Below are 14,667 nucleotides of genomic sequence, written 5' to 3' on the forward strand. Positions count from 1 at the left end.
GACCACTATATAGCGGGGTGCCGACATTTCCATCCCCCCACATCTAGTGGGCGTGTCGTCCACAGATGTGCATGAGTTATGCACATTTCCACAGCCCCCAATGCGGGGCGTGCGCACCCTGCCGGCCCTCGTGGAACGTCGTCCGCTGCCGATAGAGTGAACGGATTGTGAGCAGCTACACGAGCCTTCTGAAGACCCCGGGCGTCGCGCGCATCATCGCCGCGCAGCTGACGGCGCGCTTCCCGTTCGGCATGCTCTCGCTCGCGTTCCTGCTCCACATCGAGCGCGTCCACCACTCCTACGGGGCGGCCGGGCTGGTCCTCGCGGCGATGAGCATCGGTCAAGCGATCGCCGGCCCGATGACGAGCCGGCTGATGGGAGTGCTCGGGATGCGCGTCGTGCTGTGGACGACGCTCGGCCTCTGCGCCGTCGCCGTCGCGCTCATCGGCGTGCTCGTGATGCCCATCCCGGTGACGATGGCGGTGGCGTTCTTCGCCGGCCTGAGCATGCCGCCCATCCAGCCGGCGGTCCGCACGATCTATCCGAAGATGGTCAACTCCCGCCAGCTGACCCCGCTCTTCTCGCTCGATGCCTCCGCCCAGGAGATCATCTGGATCGCGGGGCCGGTCGCGATCACCTTCGTCTCGACCCAGGTCGGCACCGTCGAGGGCATTCTGATGTCCGTCGCGATCATGCTGCTCGGCGGGTTCTGGTTCATCTCCTCGCCCGAGGTCGGGCGCGTGCGCATCCCGCGCAGCAAGCGGCGGTTCGGCGTGGTGCTCACACGCCCGCCCGTGCTGCTCGCCACGGTCGTCGGCTTCCTCCTCATCGGCTCGTGCGCCGCGGTCGAGGCCGGGGTGGTCGCGACGTTCGACGAGGGCTCCCCCCTCTCGGGCATCGTCCTGGCCATCTGGTCCGTCGGCTCGCTCGTGGGCGGTCTCGCCTTCGGACACGTGCCGATCGGGCCGTGGGCCACGGCACGCCGCATGCTGCTCGTCTTCGTCGGCGTCGCCCTGTCGAGCTTCATGCTGTGGTCGCCCTGGGCCCTCTCGGTCACCCTCCTCATCGCCGGCGTCGGAATCGCTCCCGCCCTCGCCGTCCTGTTCGCGATCGTCTCCGCCAGCGTCAAGTTCTCCGACACCGCGGAGGCGTACGGCTGGGTGGGCACCGGCCAACTGATCGGCGCCGCGCTCGGCTCCGCCCTCGCCGGCTTCCTCATCGACGGCTTCGGTGCCGTCGGAGCCTTCTGGGCCGCCGCCGCCTTCGCCCTCGTCGGCTTCATCGTCGCCGCCCTCGCGCACCGCATCCACCCCGACCTCCGCGGACGCGACGCCTCGCCCATCCCCGACACGGAGCCCGTCCCCGTCGTCCCCTCCTGACCCGCGAGGTTCACGTTGTTGCGCCCATTTCGCGGTTTTGAGCGCAACAACGTGAACTTCGGCGAAGTGGGGTGTGGATAAGTCGGGAGGGTCGGTTCGGCGAGTGGCAGAGTGCGCAGATGGCACGACAGCGCAGCTCACTACCGACCACCCTCACCGGCGGACCGTTCCTCGTCCACGACGCACTCGGGGAGGGACTCTCGCGGTCGCGACTCCGCGGCGGCGACCTGACCCGCCCGTTCCGCGGTGCACGGCTTCCCGCAGGTTCTGATGGACTGATCGAGAGGTGCCGTGCGTACGCTCAGCATCGCCGGCTGGATTTCGCGTTCAGCCACACGACGGCAGCCCTTTTCCTGGGCGTCCCCCTCCCACTCGGACTGGATCCGGCGATCCATGTGAGCGTCCCCGCACCGGGTCGAGCGCCCGAGATCGCCGGTTTCGTCGGCCACAAGCTGACGGATTGGGCCACCGTCGAGCGTGAGGGCCTTCCCATCACGACCCCCGCGCAGACGTGGATCGATCTCGCGCCGCTCCTCCCACTGCGCGAGCTCGTCGTCGCCGGCGACCACCTCGTCGCCGAGCGCGCGACGCTGTGCACCCGTGAAGAGCTCGCGCATCGGATCGCCGCGTCGGCCGGCCGTCGTGGGATCGCGCGTGCCCGCCGTGCGCTCGATCGGGTCCGTCCTGGGTCGGAGTCGCCCGGCGAGACCCGACTCCGGCTTCTCCTCATCGATGCCGGGTTGCCGATGCCCGACCTCAATCGGGAGATCCGGGACGGCGACGTCTTCGTCGCCCGAGTCGATCTCGCCTACCCGACGGCGAAGGTCGCGCTTGAATACGAGGGCGACATCCATCGGGTGGACCGCGACGTCTGGCGCAAAGACCTCCGCCGCCGCGAACGCTTGGCTGACCTCGGCTGGCGCATGGTTCGCGTCAGCGGCGACGACATCGCCCACCCCGCCGAGCTGCTCACCCGCGTCCGCCGACTCCTGCAGGAATGAGACGCCCGTCGAAGTTCGCGTTGTTGCCCTTAAAACGCCGGAATGAGCGCAACGACGTGAACTTCGGACGAGAGGTGGGTTACGAGCGCGGGTGGGTTACCAGCGGGGGTGGACGGCGGCGCGGAAGTGGGTGTCGTAGATGGCGCGGACGGCCGGGTCGAGGTCGGGGAGGTGCGGGACGCGCGCGGCGGCGGCGTTGGCGCGGGCCTGGTCCGCGGAGCGGGCGCCCGGGATGACGGTGGAGACGCCGGGCTGCGCGATGATCCACGCGAGGGCGGTCTGGGCGGGCGTGAAGCCCTCGGGCGCCAGCGCGGCGAACTCGCGGGCGGCGAGCACGCCCTCCTCGTAGTCGACCCCCGAGAAGGTCTCGCCGACGTCGAAGGCCTCACCGTGACGGTTGTACGAGCGGTGATCGTCGGCGGCGAACTCCGTCTGCTCGGTGTAGCGGCCGCTCAGGAGGCCGGAGGCGAGCGGCACCCGTGCGATGATGCCGACCCCGGCCGCGCGAGCCGCGGGAAGCACCTGGTCCAGCGGTTTGAGCCGGAAGGCGTTGAGGATGATCTGCACGCTCGCCGTGCCCGGGCGCGCGATCGCGGTGAGCGCTTCGTCGCAGGTCTCGACACTGACGCCGTAGTTCGCGATGGCGCCGTCGGCGACGAGCGTGTCGAGGGCGTCGTAGACCCCGTCGCTCGAGAACACCGGGGTCGGCGGACAGTGCAGCTGCACGAGGTCGAGCGTGTCCACACCGAGGTTGCGGCGGGAGCGGTCGGTCCATTCGCGGAACTTCGCGAGGGTGAAGTTGGCCGGATCCTGCTCCTCCCGACGCCCCATCTTGGTGGCGACGGTCAACGGGAGGTCGGGGCGCGCGGCACGGAACCGCCCGATGAGCTGCTCGCTGCGGCCGTCCCCGTAGACGTCGGCGGTGTCGAAGAAGGTGACCCCGGCGGCGGTCGCCGCGTCGAGCACCTCGAACGCCGCATGCTCGTCGACGTCGCCCCAGTCTGCCCCCAGCTGCCAGGTCCCGAGACCGACGACCGAGACCTCGCGGCCGGTCCTGCCCAGCGTCCGTTGCTCCATGCGCCCCACCCTAGCCGCCCCGCCCCGGCCGGAGGCCAGGACGGGCGCAGGGAACAGGGCTCAGGCGGCGGCCGCCACGACCCGCTGGTTGCGGAAGTGGCCGACGAGCATCCCGATCAGCCCGAGCGCCGCCCAGCCGAGGAGCACCAGCCAGGCCCCGGAGGCGTCGGCGTCCGGGAAGTACGACAGGTCGCGCAGCAGGGTGACGGAGGCGCCGGGGACGAACCACTGGCCCACCTCGCCCCAGGGGCCGGTCATGAACTGCAGCGGTTGGGCCGCCGCGGAGAGCGGGTTGCCGACGAGCATCGTGAGCACGGAGCCGACCGCGATGCCCGCGCGCCCGATGAGCGCGTTCATCCCGACGATGAAGGCCGCCGTGGCGAACATCGAGAGCCCGACGGCGAGGGAGTTGAGCAGGAAGCCGCCCTGCAGGATGCCGAGCCAGCCCTGCAACACCGCCGTGACGCCCAGTCCGCCCACGACCGCATAGACCACGACGGCGACGAGCCGGCGCCAGCTGCCGGCGACGAGCAGGGAGATGAGGATGCCGCCGAGCATCCCGCCGAGCACGAGCGGGAAGGAGGAGACCGACAGTCCGAGGCCGCGGGCGTCGTCGGCGGAGAGCGGGACGACGTCGGTGACGGTGACCGTGATCGTCGGCGCGACGGTCCCGGCCGGTGCCTTTCCTGCCGCGATCGCCTGCTGCACGGCGGCCGCGGCCTGCGCGTTCGCCTGCGTCTGGATGGTCGCGGCCACCTGGCCGAGCAACTGCGAGACCGCCGCGCCGTTGGCCGAGGCGGTGAGGACCTCCGGCGTGTCACCCAGGACGATCGCCCCGTAGACCTCGCGGGTCTCGATCAGCTTCACGGCGTCGTCGCGCGTCGCCGCGGTGGTGATGTCGAAGACGCCGTCGGCCGAGCTTTCGAGCTGCTTCTCGACCTGCGCGACCTGGGCGGAGCCACCGGCGATCGCGATCGGCAGGTCCTTCACCGAGGAGGTGACGGTCGGCCAGAGGAAGGCGAGGAGGACGACCAGCACGGCGGCGGCCGCCCCGACCGCCAGCACCACGGAACGCAGCCACGGGGTGTGGGCGACCGGAGCGCGGCCGGGCCCACCGGCGGCGACGGGTGAGTCCCCGGGCGTTGCGGCCGGGTTCGGGGCGAGGGTGTTCTGTGTCATGACGGACTCCAATAAAACGAATGATCGTTCTTTATGGTGAGGCTCCCATCCGGTATTGTCAAGAATGATCGTTCGTTTTTCATGCGAGGAGGCCGCGATGCCCAAAGTCACCGAGGAGCACAAGGCCGCCCGGCGCCAGCAGATCACGCAAGCCGCCCTCCGGCTGTTCGCCCGCTCCGGGTTCGCCGCGACGACGATGGCCGACATCATCGAGGAGTCCGGACTGTCGGCGGGCGCGATCTACGGGCACTACAAGAGCAAGGACGAGCTCATCCGCCTCGCGGTGGCCGAGATCATGGACGCGCGCTTCCTCGACGTCGCCACCGCTCGCGAGCGCGATCCCCTCCCCACCCCCGGCGAGGTCGTCCGACTCCTGGTGACGGGGCTCTCCGAGCAGATCGGCGAGCTCCAGCTACTGCTCCAGGTCTGGGGTCAGGTGCCGATCAACCCCGAGCTGCGGACGGTCGCGACCGAGGTCGGCGCCCGGTTCACCGACATGTTCTGCGGCTATCTGACGCAGTGGTACCGGGCGTCCGCCGGACTCGACGCGGCCGCCTCGTCCGAGCTGGCCCAGCGGCATGTGCCCCTCTACGTCGGGATGGTGCACGGCTACGTCACGCAGTCTGCCCTGTTCGCCGGCTTCGACGGGGAGGCCTACCTGGAGGTCGTGGACACGGTGCGCCTCCCGGCCTCCTGACCGGCACGCTCAGCCGACGGGGCTCAGCTGCATGCCGCGGCGACCACGCGGGCCAGCCGTTTGCGGATGATGTGGTCGTTGGCCTCGACCCGGTGCATGGTGACGGAGCGCATCGCCTCGATCACGGCGAGGCTCCCCGGCGCGATGAAGGCGTCGAGCGTCCCGTAGACCACGTGGACCGGTACGCGCACGCGCGCGAGGTCGCTCACGACGGTCTGCTGCTCGATGCAGTTCTCCAGCGACAGGACGAACGGCCGCCAGGTGCGCTCCGTGATCTCGAAGACCCCCTTGATGGGCAGCATGCGCGCCAGGATGGTGGCGTTCATCATCGTGAACTCCTTGTTGGCCCTCAGGAACTCGTACGCGCGGAGGTAGGCGCTCACCCGCGTGCGCACGCGCCGGTCGCCGATCGCCGCGGGCGGGCCGTAGACCGGCGGCCCGACCAGCACCAGCCGGGTCAGGGCGGCGGGATGGTCGGCGGCGTAGCGGGCGACGATCAGGCTGCCGAGGGAGTGGCCGACCAGGACGAACGGAGCGCGCAGTCTCAGGGCTCGGAGCGTGCGGTGCAGGGCGGCGACGTGCTCTTCGAGGGTGTACGTCGCGTCGGGCGGGGCGGGCGAGCGCCCGAAGCCCAGGATGTCGATCGAGATCACCCGGTGGCCCGGTTCGAGCAGGGGGACGAGGTTCTGGAACGTGACGGACGACGATGCGATCCCGTGGACCAGTACGACGACGGGCCCCTCCCCCTCGTCGCCCGCGACGTGCAGCAGCGGGGCGCGGCGGAACCAGCCGTCGAACACATCGCGCAGGCGGCCCCTGGCTCCTCTCATGGGTGCGTCGCTCCCGCCCGGTCCGGCCACCAGGCCGGGGTCACCCTCCCGATCAGGTCGAGCAGCCCGTCGATGTCGCGGGGGCGCGGGCGGCTCAGCCACACGTCGATCGCGCCGATGGTCCCGTCCGCGATATAGCGCGCGATGGCCCGGCGCTCGAGCTCGTCGCCGGCCGGCACGTCGACGCTGTGCTGGTCGAGCAGCAGCTCGATGGACCCTTCGAAGTGCTCGCTGAGGAGGGCGTGGAGGCTGGAGCTGCCGCTCTCGGCGCCCAGCCCGCGCCGATAGATGGCGTCGTGGGCGTCGACGTGCTGGAGGACGGCACGGGTGACACCACTCACGGCGGCCGCCGCATCCTCCGGCGCGACGCCGACGAGGTAGGCGGCGCGCAGATCGTCCAGCTCGGCGCGCAGTACACGCTGGAGCAGTTCGACCGGCGAGGCGGCGTAGGTGTACACGGTCGAGCGGTGCACTCCCGCCGCTGCGGCGAGCGCCGAGACGGAGACATCGGCGACCGGGCCCGCCGTGGCGAGCCGCAGGATCGCCGCGGTCAATCGGGCGAGCGTCTTCTCCTGGCGGGCATCCACTTTTCGATCGTACAATGGAGTTATCCGACAGATGTCGGATAACTGAAGGGAGATTTTCATGGCTCAGTACGACGTCGCCGACCGGTCCGCGATCGTGACCGGAGGCGGCTCGGGCATCGGGCGCGCCGTGGCGCTCACCCTCGCGGCCAGCGGCGCTGCGGTCCTCGTGACCGACATCGACGAGGAGCACGCGAAGGCCGTCGTGGCCGAGATCGAGGCGGCCGGCGGAAGGGCCGCCGCGCTCGCGGGCGATGTGACCGACCCCGCGTTCGGCGAGGCCAGCGTCGCCGCCGCAGGCGCCCTCGCACCGCTCAGGATCGCGATCAACAACGCCGGCATCGGCGGCCAGTCCGCGCCCGTCGGCGACTATCCGCTCGACGGCTGGCGCAAGGTCATCGAGATCAACCTCAACGCGGTCTTCTACGGCATGCAGCCGCAGCTGAAGGCTATGGCCGAGAACGGCGGAGGCGCGATCGTCAACATGGCGTCCATCCTGGGCAGCGTCGGGTTCGCCAACTCCTCCGCCTATGTGACCGCCAAGCACGGGCTGCTCGGCCTCACCCAGAACGCGGCGCTCGAGTACGCCGACCGGAAGGTGCGCGTCGTCGCGGTCGGCCCCGGCTTCATCCGCACCCCGCTCGTCGAGGCGAACATGACCGCCGACGCCCTCGCCTTCCTCGAGGGCAAGCACGCGCTCGGCCGCCTGGGCGAGCCGGAGGAGGTCGCCGCCCTCGTCGCCTTCCTCGCGTCGGACGCCGCGAGCTTCATCACCGGCAGCTACCACCTGGTGGACGGCGGCTACACCGCCCAGTGAGTCACCGTTCACCCGTTTCGTGCGCGGTCACGCTCGCCTAGGCTGAGGACCGTGACCGAGCACGAGCTGCTGACCGACGACCTCCTGGAGCGGTTCCGGGGGCGTGCCACCGCCTACGACGCCGAGAACCGCTTCTTCCAGGAGGACTTCGACGAGCTCGTCGAGGCCGGCTACCTGCGGGCGCTCGTCCCAGCGGAGTTCGGCGGCCTCGGCCTCAGCCTGGAGCAGACCGCGCGCCTCCAGGTGCGGCTGGCGGGGGCGGCACCCGCCACCGCGCTCGCGGTCAACATGCACCTGGTGTGGACGGGCATCGCCAAGACCCTGCACGACCGCGGCGACCACGCCCTCGACCTCGTCCTCCGGGAGGCCGGCGCCGGCGAGGTGTTCGCCTTCGGGCTGAGCGAGGCCGGCAACGACCTCGTGCTGTTCGGCTCGACGACGGAGGCCCGTCCCGCGGGAGACGGCTCCTACACGTTCCACGGCCGCAAGATCTTCACCTCCCTCTCCCCGGCCTGGACCCGGCTCGGCACGATGGGGCTCGACTCGGCGAGCGCCGACGCCCCGAAGATCGTCTACGGCTTCATCGACCGCGACGCGGGCGGGTTCGAGATCCGCGACGATTGGGACACGATCGGGATGCGCGCCACCCAGAGCCGCACGACCGTGCTCGACGGCGCCCGGTCCGCCGCCGACCGCATCGTTCGGCGGCTCGCCCCCGGCCCCAACCCCGACCCGCTGGTCTTCGCGATCTTCGCCAATTTCGAGATCCTCCTCGCCGCCGTCTACACCGGCATCGGCGCCCGGGCTCTGGAGCTGGCCGTGGCCGCCGCCCATCGCCGCACCAGCCTCAAAGACGACGGCCGGAGCTACGCGAACGATCCGGACATCCGGTGGCGCGTCGCGGAGGCCGCGATCGAGCAGGACGCCCTCCTCCCCCAGCTCGACGCCCTGGCACGCGATGTCGACACACTCGCGAACCACGGCGCGCTGTGGTTCCCGAAGCTCGTCGGCCTGAAGGTCCGGGCCACCGAGACCGCGCGCCGCGTGGTCGATCAGGCCGTCCGGGTCTCGGGAGGCTCGACCTACTTCGCCGGCAACGAGGTCGGCCGCTTGTACCGCGACGTGCTGGCGGGCATCTTCCACCCCTCGGACGCGGAGTCGGCGCACAACACCGTCGCGAACGCCTGGCTCGGCCCCGTGGCGGACTGAGCGGGCCCGGGTCGTCGCCCGCGAGACATCCCGCAGCGAATCGGAGGACTCCATGCAGCAGATCACGGCCCAGCACTTCGCCGAGCGGATCCGGCGAGGCGCCGCGCGAGCGCGGGAGGCGGGCTTCGACGGTCTGCTCGTCGCGCCCGGACCCGACCTCGCGTATTTCGCCGACTACCTCCCGATCGCGACGACCGAGCGCATCACCCTGCTGGTGGTCCCGGCGGACGGCGACCCGTCGATGGTCGTCCCGGTCCTGGAGCACGACAGTGCGGCGGCGACCAGGGCGGCGGACGCGATCCGCCTCGTCGACTGGGCGGACGGCGAGGACGAGTACGTCCCGACCGCGGCGCTGCTCCGACCGGGAGGTCGGTACGCGGTGTCGGACGCCTTCTGGGCGATGCACCTCCTCGGCCTGCAGGCGCGGCTCCCGGAGGCGCGGTTCGAGTCGTTCTCGCGGGCTCTGCCCATGCTGCGCGCGGTCAAGGACGCCGATGAGATCGATCGGCTGGCCGCCGCGGGGGCGGCCGCCGATGCGACGTTCGAGGACATCCTGTCCGTGCGGTTCGCGGGTCGCACCGAGCGCGAGGTCGCCGCTGACCTCGATCGGCTTCTGCGCGAGCACGGGCACGAGCAGGTCGACTTCACGGTCGTCGGGTCCGGGCCGAACGGCGCTAACCCGCACCACGAGGCCGGCGACCGCACGATCGGCGAGGGGGACATGGTCGTGCTCGACTTCGGCGGGCTGATGGACGGTTACGGCTCCGACACCACGCGCACGGTCCACGTCGGCGAGCCGACGGACGAGGAGCACGAGGTGTTCGAGGTCGTGAAGCGTGCACAGCAGGCCGCTTTCGAGGCGGTCGCCGTCGGCATCCCGTGCCAGGAGATCGACCGGGTCGCGCGGGCGGTGATCCGCGACGCGGGCTACGGAGAGTACTTCATCCACCGCGTCGGGCACGGCATCGGCACCACGACGCACGAGCCGCCGTACCTGGTCGAGGGCGAGGAGCAGCCGATCGAGGCGGGGATGTGCTTCTCGCTGGAGCCCGGGATCTATCTGCCCGGCCGGTTCGGCGTCCGCATCGAGGACATCGTCGTGGCGGGCGAGGACGGCGCGCACCGCCTCAACAACACCAGCCGCGAACTGCACCTGGTCCGGTGACGACCGACCGGGCGCCCGCGGACAGCGCCGCCGACGACCGCACGGCCGCTCTCCGTGATGCGGAGCGCCGACGCGCCCTGCGCCGGATGAAGACCCTCGCCACCTCCCTCCTGGCGATCGCCGCGGTCGTGTTCGCCGTCGCCTTCGCCCTCCAGGACCGCTACCCGTGGCTCGGCTTCGTCCGCGCCGCGGCGGAGGGCGCGATGGTCGGCGCGCTCGCGGACTGGTTCGCCGTGACCGCGCTGTTCCGGCACCCGCTCGGACTGCGTATCCCGCACACCGCGATCATCCCGACCCGCAAGGACGAGATCGGCGAGAGCCTGGGCGAGTTCGTGGAGACGAACTTCCTCGCCGACGATGTCGTGGCGGGCAAGCTCGGCTCCCTCGACCTCGCGGGCGCGACCGCCGGCTGGCTGGCCGAGCCGGAGAACGCCCGCAGGGTCGTCGCCGAGGGCTCCGGTGCGCTGGTCGGCGTGGCCCGGCTGCTGGACGACGAACGGATGCGCGACGCGATCGAGGCGGTCGTGCGCACCCACCTGATCGACCCGCCATGGGGTCCGCCGCTCGGCCGGCTCGGCGAGAAGGTGCTCGCCTCCGGCGGACACCGCGAGGTCGTCGACCTGGTGCTGGACCGGGTGGACGAGTGGCTCGCCGCGCATCCCGAGGCGTTCGCCACCCTCGTCTCTCGCCGGCTCCCGTCGTGGGTGCCCTCATTCGTCGACAGAGTGGTGGACGAGCGTCTGCACACCGAGGCGCGACGGTTCCTCGCCGACGTGCGAGGGGATCCGGAGCACACGCTGCGGCACGCGATCGACGACGCCCTCGCGCAGCTCGCTGACCGCCTGCAGCACGATCCCGACACCGTCAGCCGGCTGGAGTCGGCCAAGGCGCGGGCGTTCGACGACCCCCGCATCCGTGAGCTCGCCGCATCGGCATGGGCGGCGGCGCGCACGGCTGCGGTCGATGCGCTCTCCGACCCGGAGAGCGAGCTGCGCCGCCGCGCCGAGGCCGCCCTCGCCGACGCCGCGCGCCGGGTGGCGGGCGATCCCGGCCTCCGCGCGTCCCTCAACTCCCGCATCAACGACGCCGCGCTGCACCTCGTGAGCGCCTACCGGCACGACATCGCCGGGATCATCAGCGAAACGGTGCGCGGGTGGGACGCCGCGGAGACCACGGACAAGATCGAGACGCAGGTGGGACGCGACCTCCAGTTCATCCGCATCAACGGCACGGTGGTCGGGGCCCTCGCCGGCGTGGCGATCTACAGCGCGGCGACGCTCATCGCCACGCTCGCCCGTTGACCCGCGCGCGATTCGCGCCGAACATCGCGACGTGCAGAAGGACCTCAGGCGCGACGGACGGCGCGGCGACGCACGAACGGGAGCGCCACGAGCCGCCAGCCCACGAGGAAGACGCCGAGCACGACGAACGCGACGGCGATGAAGCTCGGCTGGACGCCCTGGCCTGCGGAGGTCCGGATGAGCATCCCGAGCGCCACCGTCATCAGCCAGATGGGGATGCCCGGCCAGACGATCGCCAGCGGCCGGCGCCACGCCCAGGTCACGAGCCATCCGGCGACGAGGGCCACGAGGAACGGCCAGAGGGTCGTGAACAGGCCCACGACGCTCGCGGACTCGCCGTGACTGCGGCGCCCGACGAGCACGAAGACCAGCACGAGGGCGGCATCGATGGCGAATGCCATGACCGCCGTCCTCCAGGGTTTCACGCGTCGATGCTACGCGTCGCACCCCGTGCGTTGCCTGGGTGCCGGGCGGCGGACGGCGAGGATCTTCGCAGCGCCCGGGAGGGTCACGCTCACTAGACTGGACACAGCCCGCCGACGAGCCCTGGAGCCCCTGTGCCGAACTTCGACTTCCTCGAGCAGCCCTCCCTTCCCCGCCCGGACATCACCCCCGACGACGCGCGTGCCATCGCCGCAGAGCGCTTCGGACTGAGCGGTGCGATCACCGAGCTGGGAAGCCAGCAGGACCGCAACTTCCTCATCGACACCGGCGAGAGCCGCTTCGTGCTCAAGATCGCCAACCCTGTCTTCTCGGCCGACGAGCTGCTCGCGCAGAACGCGGCGCTGAGCGTGCTGGCCGGGTCGGGAATCCGCGTGCCGTCTGTCGTGTCCGCGACGGGAGGCGGCGAGCTGCAGCCCGTCGACGTGCGCGGGGTCGAGCTGCACGCCCGCGTGCTCAGCTTCCTCGACGGCGATCCGCTGACCGACGTCGCCCACCCGACCAGCGAGCAGCTGCGCACGCTGGGAGCGCTGGCGGGAGGCATCGCCGCCGGTCTCGCCGGACTGGAGCACCCCGGGCTCGACCGCACCACCCAATGGGACGCGCGCATCGGCGGTGAGGTGGTCGACCTCCTCCTGGAGCACGTCGGGCAGCCGGCGAAGCGGCGCGTGGTGCGGGCCGCCGCCGACGCTGCACTCGCGCGCCTGGAGCCGCTGCGCTCGCGCCTCCGCGTGCAGGCCACGCACGGCGACGTGACCGACGACAACATCGTGCTCGGTGCCGCCGGCCCGGGCGTCATCGACTTCGGCGACGTCGCGGACGGATGGCTGGCCGGTGAGCTCGCCGCCACGGTCACGAGCGTGCTGCATCATGTGCCCGAGGAACCCTTCGCCGCCGTGCTCGACGTGGTGGAGGCGTTCCACGAGCACTCGCCGCTCGACGACGCCGACCTCGCCGCGCTGTGGCCGCTCGTCGTGCTGCGCGGGGCCGTGCTCGTCGTGAGCGGTGAGCAGCAGGTCGCCATCGACGGCGACAACGCGTACGCGGACGAGAACCGCGCGCACGAGTGGCTCGCGTTCGACGTCGCGCGCCGCATCGACGCCGACGAGATGGAGGCCCTCCTCCGGCACCGCCTGAGCGCGCCCGCGGTGTCGCCCGAGGTGGGCAGGCTCGTCGCCCTCGACAGTGAGCCGCGCAACCTGGCCGACCTCTCCGTGCTCGGCCGCGACCAGGATGCCGGGGCGTGGACGCAGGACTCCGCAGAGGACGACGCTCTCGCCCGGGTGTGCCGCGACGCCGGTCATGCGATCACTCGCTACGGAGAGGCTCGCCTCACCCGTGCAGTGCGCGATCGCACCGGATCGACCGCCACCATCGCGCTCGGGGTGACGCTGGAAGCGCCCGCGGGCGTCGCCGTGCTCGCGCCGTTCGCCGGCGAGCTCGCCCTCGTCGAGGGCGCCTGGCTCCTCCGCGGCGACGGGATCGAGCTGTGGCTGGACGGGCTGGCCCGCCCGCTCACGACCGCCGCCGTGGCGGCAGGCGACGAGATCGGCTCCGCCGTCCGCCTCACGGCGCAGTTGAGCCGAACCCGCGGCCACCGCCCGCCCGCCTTCGTCACGCCGACCGCGCCGTTCGCGCTCTGGGCTGCCGTCTCCCCCGATCCGTCCGAGCTGTTCGGACTCGACGTGACGGCGACCATCCCGGACCCGGCCGGCGCGCTCGCCCGCCGCGACGACACCTTCGCCCGCGTGCAGGAGCACTACTTCGCACACCCGCCGCTCATCGAGCGCGGCTGGCGCCACCACCTCTTCGACACGCGCGCGCAGAGCTACCTCGACATGGTGAACAACGTGACGCAGATCGGCCACGGTCACCCGCGTCTGGTCGAGGCGGTGCGCGACCAGTGGGCGCGTCTCAACACGAACTCGCGGTTCCACTACGAGGAGCTCTCGCGCTACACCGAGCGACTGGCGGAGCTCGCACCGGAGGGCCTCGACACCGTCTTCCTCGTCAACTCGGGCAGCGAGGCGGTCGACCTCGCCCTCCGCCTCGCGCAGACCCACACCGGTCGCCGCACCGTGCTGGCGGTGAAGGAGGCCTACCACGGCTGGACGGTCGGCTCCGACTCCGTCTCGTCCTCGCTCGGCGACAACCCGCGCGCCCTGGAGACCCGGCCCGACTGGGTGAAGCTGGTCGCCGCTCCCAACGCGCTGCGCGGCATCCACCGCGGTCCGGACTCGGCGGGGGCCTACCTGGACGATCTCGACGACGACCTCGCCGCGCTCGAGGCGGAGGGGATCGATGTCGCGGGCTACATCGCCGAGCCGGTGTTCGGCAACGCGGGCGGTCTCATGCTCCCCGACGGCTACCTGGCCGGCGTCTACGAGCGGATCCGCGCCCGCGGCGGCGTCTGCATCGCCGACGAGGTGCAGGTGGGCTTCGGGAGGCTCGGGCACTACTTCTGGGGCTCGCAGCAGCAGGGGGTGACGCCGGACATCATCACGATCGCCAAAGCGGTCGGCAACGGCCAGCCCCTCGGGGCCGTCATCACGACCAGGGAGATCGCGGAGTCGTTCGCCGCCGAGGGGTCGTTCTTCTCGTCCGCAGGCGGCAGCCCGGTCAGCTCCGTGGTCGGGCTCACCGTGCTCGATGTGATGCGCGACGAGCACCTGCAGGAGAACGCCGTCGAGGTCGGGGATCACCTCGCCGCCCGCTTGCGGGAGCTCGGCGACCGCCACCCGCTCGTGGGTGCGGTGCACGGGATGGGCCTGTACCTCGGCGTCGAGCTCGTGCTCGACCGCGCGGAGATGACCCCGGCGACCGCGGAGGCGACCCTCGTGTGCGATCGCATGCTCGCCGAGGGCGCGATCGTGCAGCCCACGGGCGACTACAAGAACGTGCTCAAGATCAAGCCGCCGCTGTGCATCACGCGGGAGAGCGCCGACCGCTTCGCCGACGCGCTCGACCTGGTGCTGGCGACGCTCTAG

Annotated in this window: 13 protein-coding genes; 8 read left to right on the forward strand and 5 right to left on the reverse strand. The window is 71.6% G+C overall.

Annotated features, from left to right (window positions below):
* The first annotated feature begins 167 nt into the window (after nt 1-167).
* Nucleotides 168-1,379: an MFS transporter gene (locus tag IT072_RS14635; RefSeq protein ID WP_223357591.1), complete on the forward strand. Its 1,212-nt coding sequence runs from the start codon at nt 168-170 to the stop codon at nt 1,377-1,379.
* 119 nt (nt 1,380-1,498) lie between these two features.
* The gene (locus tag IT072_RS14640) at nt 1,499-2,380 is read left to right on the forward strand and encodes a hypothetical protein (RefSeq protein WP_223357592.1); all 882 of its coding nucleotides are present in this window, start codon (nt 1,499-1,501) and stop codon (nt 2,378-2,380) included.
* A gap of 96 nt (nt 2,381-2,476) precedes the next feature.
* Here the strand turns inward: IT072_RS14640 and IT072_RS14645 are convergent, their stop codons facing one another.
* Both IT072_RS14645 and IT072_RS14650 read right to left on the reverse strand, forming a co-directional pair.
* Nucleotides 2,477-3,457, reverse strand: coding sequence for an aldo/keto reductase (locus tag IT072_RS14645; RefSeq protein WP_223357593.1), 981 nt, complete (start codon nt 3,455-3,457; stop codon nt 2,477-2,479).
* 60 nt (nt 3,458-3,517) lie between these two features.
* Nucleotides 3,518-4,636, reverse strand: coding sequence for an ABC transporter permease (locus IT072_RS14650; protein ID WP_223357594.1), 1,119 nt, complete (start codon nt 4,634-4,636; stop codon nt 3,518-3,520).
* Between the two features lie 97 nt (nt 4,637-4,733).
* On the opposite strand from IT072_RS14650, the gene IT072_RS14655 reads away from it, so the two are divergent.
* Entirely contained in the window at nt 4,734-5,333 is a 600-nt protein-coding gene (locus IT072_RS14655; protein WP_223357595.1) for a TetR/AcrR family transcriptional regulator, read from the forward strand.
* A gap of 23 nt (nt 5,334-5,356) precedes the next feature.
* On the opposite strand, the gene IT072_RS14660 is transcribed toward IT072_RS14655, so the two are convergent.
* Nucleotides 5,357-6,163 carry an alpha/beta fold hydrolase gene (locus IT072_RS14660; RefSeq protein ID WP_223357596.1) on the reverse strand — a complete coding sequence of 269 codons (807 nt, stop codon included), beginning with the start codon at nt 6,161-6,163 and terminating at the stop codon, nt 5,357-5,359.
* The gene (locus IT072_RS14665; RefSeq protein ID WP_223357597.1) at nt 6,160-6,750 is read right to left on the reverse strand and encodes a TetR/AcrR family transcriptional regulator; all 591 of its coding nucleotides are present in this window, start codon (nt 6,748-6,750) and stop codon (nt 6,160-6,162) included. The genes IT072_RS14660 and IT072_RS14665 overlap by 4 nt, the downstream gene beginning before the upstream one ends.
* Nucleotides 6,751-6,808: 58 nt before the next feature.
* Here IT072_RS14665 and IT072_RS14670 point away from each other — a divergent pair, with 58 nt between their 5' ends.
* The 4 genes from IT072_RS14670 to IT072_RS14685 all read left to right on the forward strand — a co-directional run bounded on the left by IT072_RS14670 (nt 6,809) and on the right by IT072_RS14685 (nt 11,239).
* Entirely contained in the window at nt 6,809-7,564 is a 756-nt protein-coding gene (locus tag IT072_RS14670; RefSeq protein ID WP_223357598.1) for an SDR family NAD(P)-dependent oxidoreductase, read from the forward strand.
* A 51-nt stretch (nt 7,565-7,615) separates the two neighbouring features.
* A complete protein-coding gene (locus tag IT072_RS14675; protein ID WP_223357599.1) occupies nt 7,616-8,773 on the forward strand; it encodes an acyl-CoA dehydrogenase family protein in 1,158 nt (385 codons plus the stop codon).
* Nucleotides 8,774-8,825: 52 nt separating this feature from the next.
* Nucleotides 8,826-9,938 carry an aminopeptidase P family protein gene (locus IT072_RS14680; protein ID WP_223357600.1) on the forward strand — a complete coding sequence of 371 codons (1,113 nt, stop codon included), beginning with the start codon at nt 8,826-8,828 and terminating at the stop codon, nt 9,936-9,938.
* Nucleotides 9,939-10,024: 86 nt separating this feature from the next.
* On the forward strand, nt 10,025-11,239 hold the full coding sequence (locus tag IT072_RS14685) for a DUF445 domain-containing protein (protein WP_442786811.1): 1,215 nt from the start codon (nt 10,025-10,027) through the stop codon (nt 11,237-11,239).
* Nucleotides 11,240-11,283: 44 nt separating this feature from the next.
* Here the strand turns inward: IT072_RS14685 and IT072_RS14690 are convergent, their stop codons facing one another.
* Nucleotides 11,284-11,664: a DUF3054 domain-containing protein gene (locus tag IT072_RS14690; RefSeq protein ID WP_442786767.1), complete on the reverse strand. Its 381-nt coding sequence runs from the start codon at nt 11,662-11,664 to the stop codon at nt 11,284-11,286.
* 132 nt (nt 11,665-11,796) lie between these two features.
* Between IT072_RS14690 and IT072_RS14695 the strand changes: the two genes are divergently transcribed.
* Nucleotides 11,797-14,667, forward strand: coding sequence for an aminotransferase (locus tag IT072_RS14695; protein ID WP_223357602.1), 2,871 nt, complete (start codon nt 11,797-11,799; stop codon nt 14,665-14,667).

Source organism: Leifsonia sp. ZF2019 (assembly GCF_019924635.1).
Taxonomy (GTDB): domain Bacteria; phylum Actinomycetota; class Actinomycetes; order Actinomycetales; family Microbacteriaceae; genus Leifsonia.

Bases quoted from the DNA above. Each gene is read 5' to 3' on its own strand.
- IT072_RS14650 (WP_223357594.1), bottom strand. From the start codon at position 4,636: ATGACACAGAACACCCTCGCCCCGAACCCGGCCGCAACGCCCGGGGAC.
- IT072_RS14685 (WP_442786811.1), top strand. From the start codon at position 10,025: ATGAAGACCCTCGCCACCTCCCTCCTGGCGATCGCCGCGGTCGTGTTC.
- IT072_RS14645 (WP_223357593.1), bottom strand. From the start codon at position 3,457: ATGGAGCAACGGACGCTGGGCAGGACCGGCCGCGAGGTCTCGGTCGTC.
- IT072_RS14655 (WP_223357595.1), top strand. From the start codon at position 4,734: ATGCCCAAAGTCACCGAGGAGCACAAGGCCGCCCGGCGCCAGCAGATC.
- IT072_RS14680 (WP_223357600.1), top strand. From the start codon at position 8,826: ATGCAGCAGATCACGGCCCAGCACTTCGCCGAGCGGATCCGGCGAGGC.
- IT072_RS14660 (WP_223357596.1), bottom strand. From the start codon at position 6,163: ATGAGAGGAGCCAGGGGCCGCCTGCGCGATGTGTTCGACGGCTGGTTC.
- IT072_RS14640 (WP_223357592.1), top strand. From the start codon at position 1,499: ATGGCACGACAGCGCAGCTCACTACCGACCACCCTCACCGGCGGACCG.
- IT072_RS14670 (WP_223357598.1), top strand. From the start codon at position 6,809: ATGGCTCAGTACGACGTCGCCGACCGGTCCGCGATCGTGACCGGAGGC.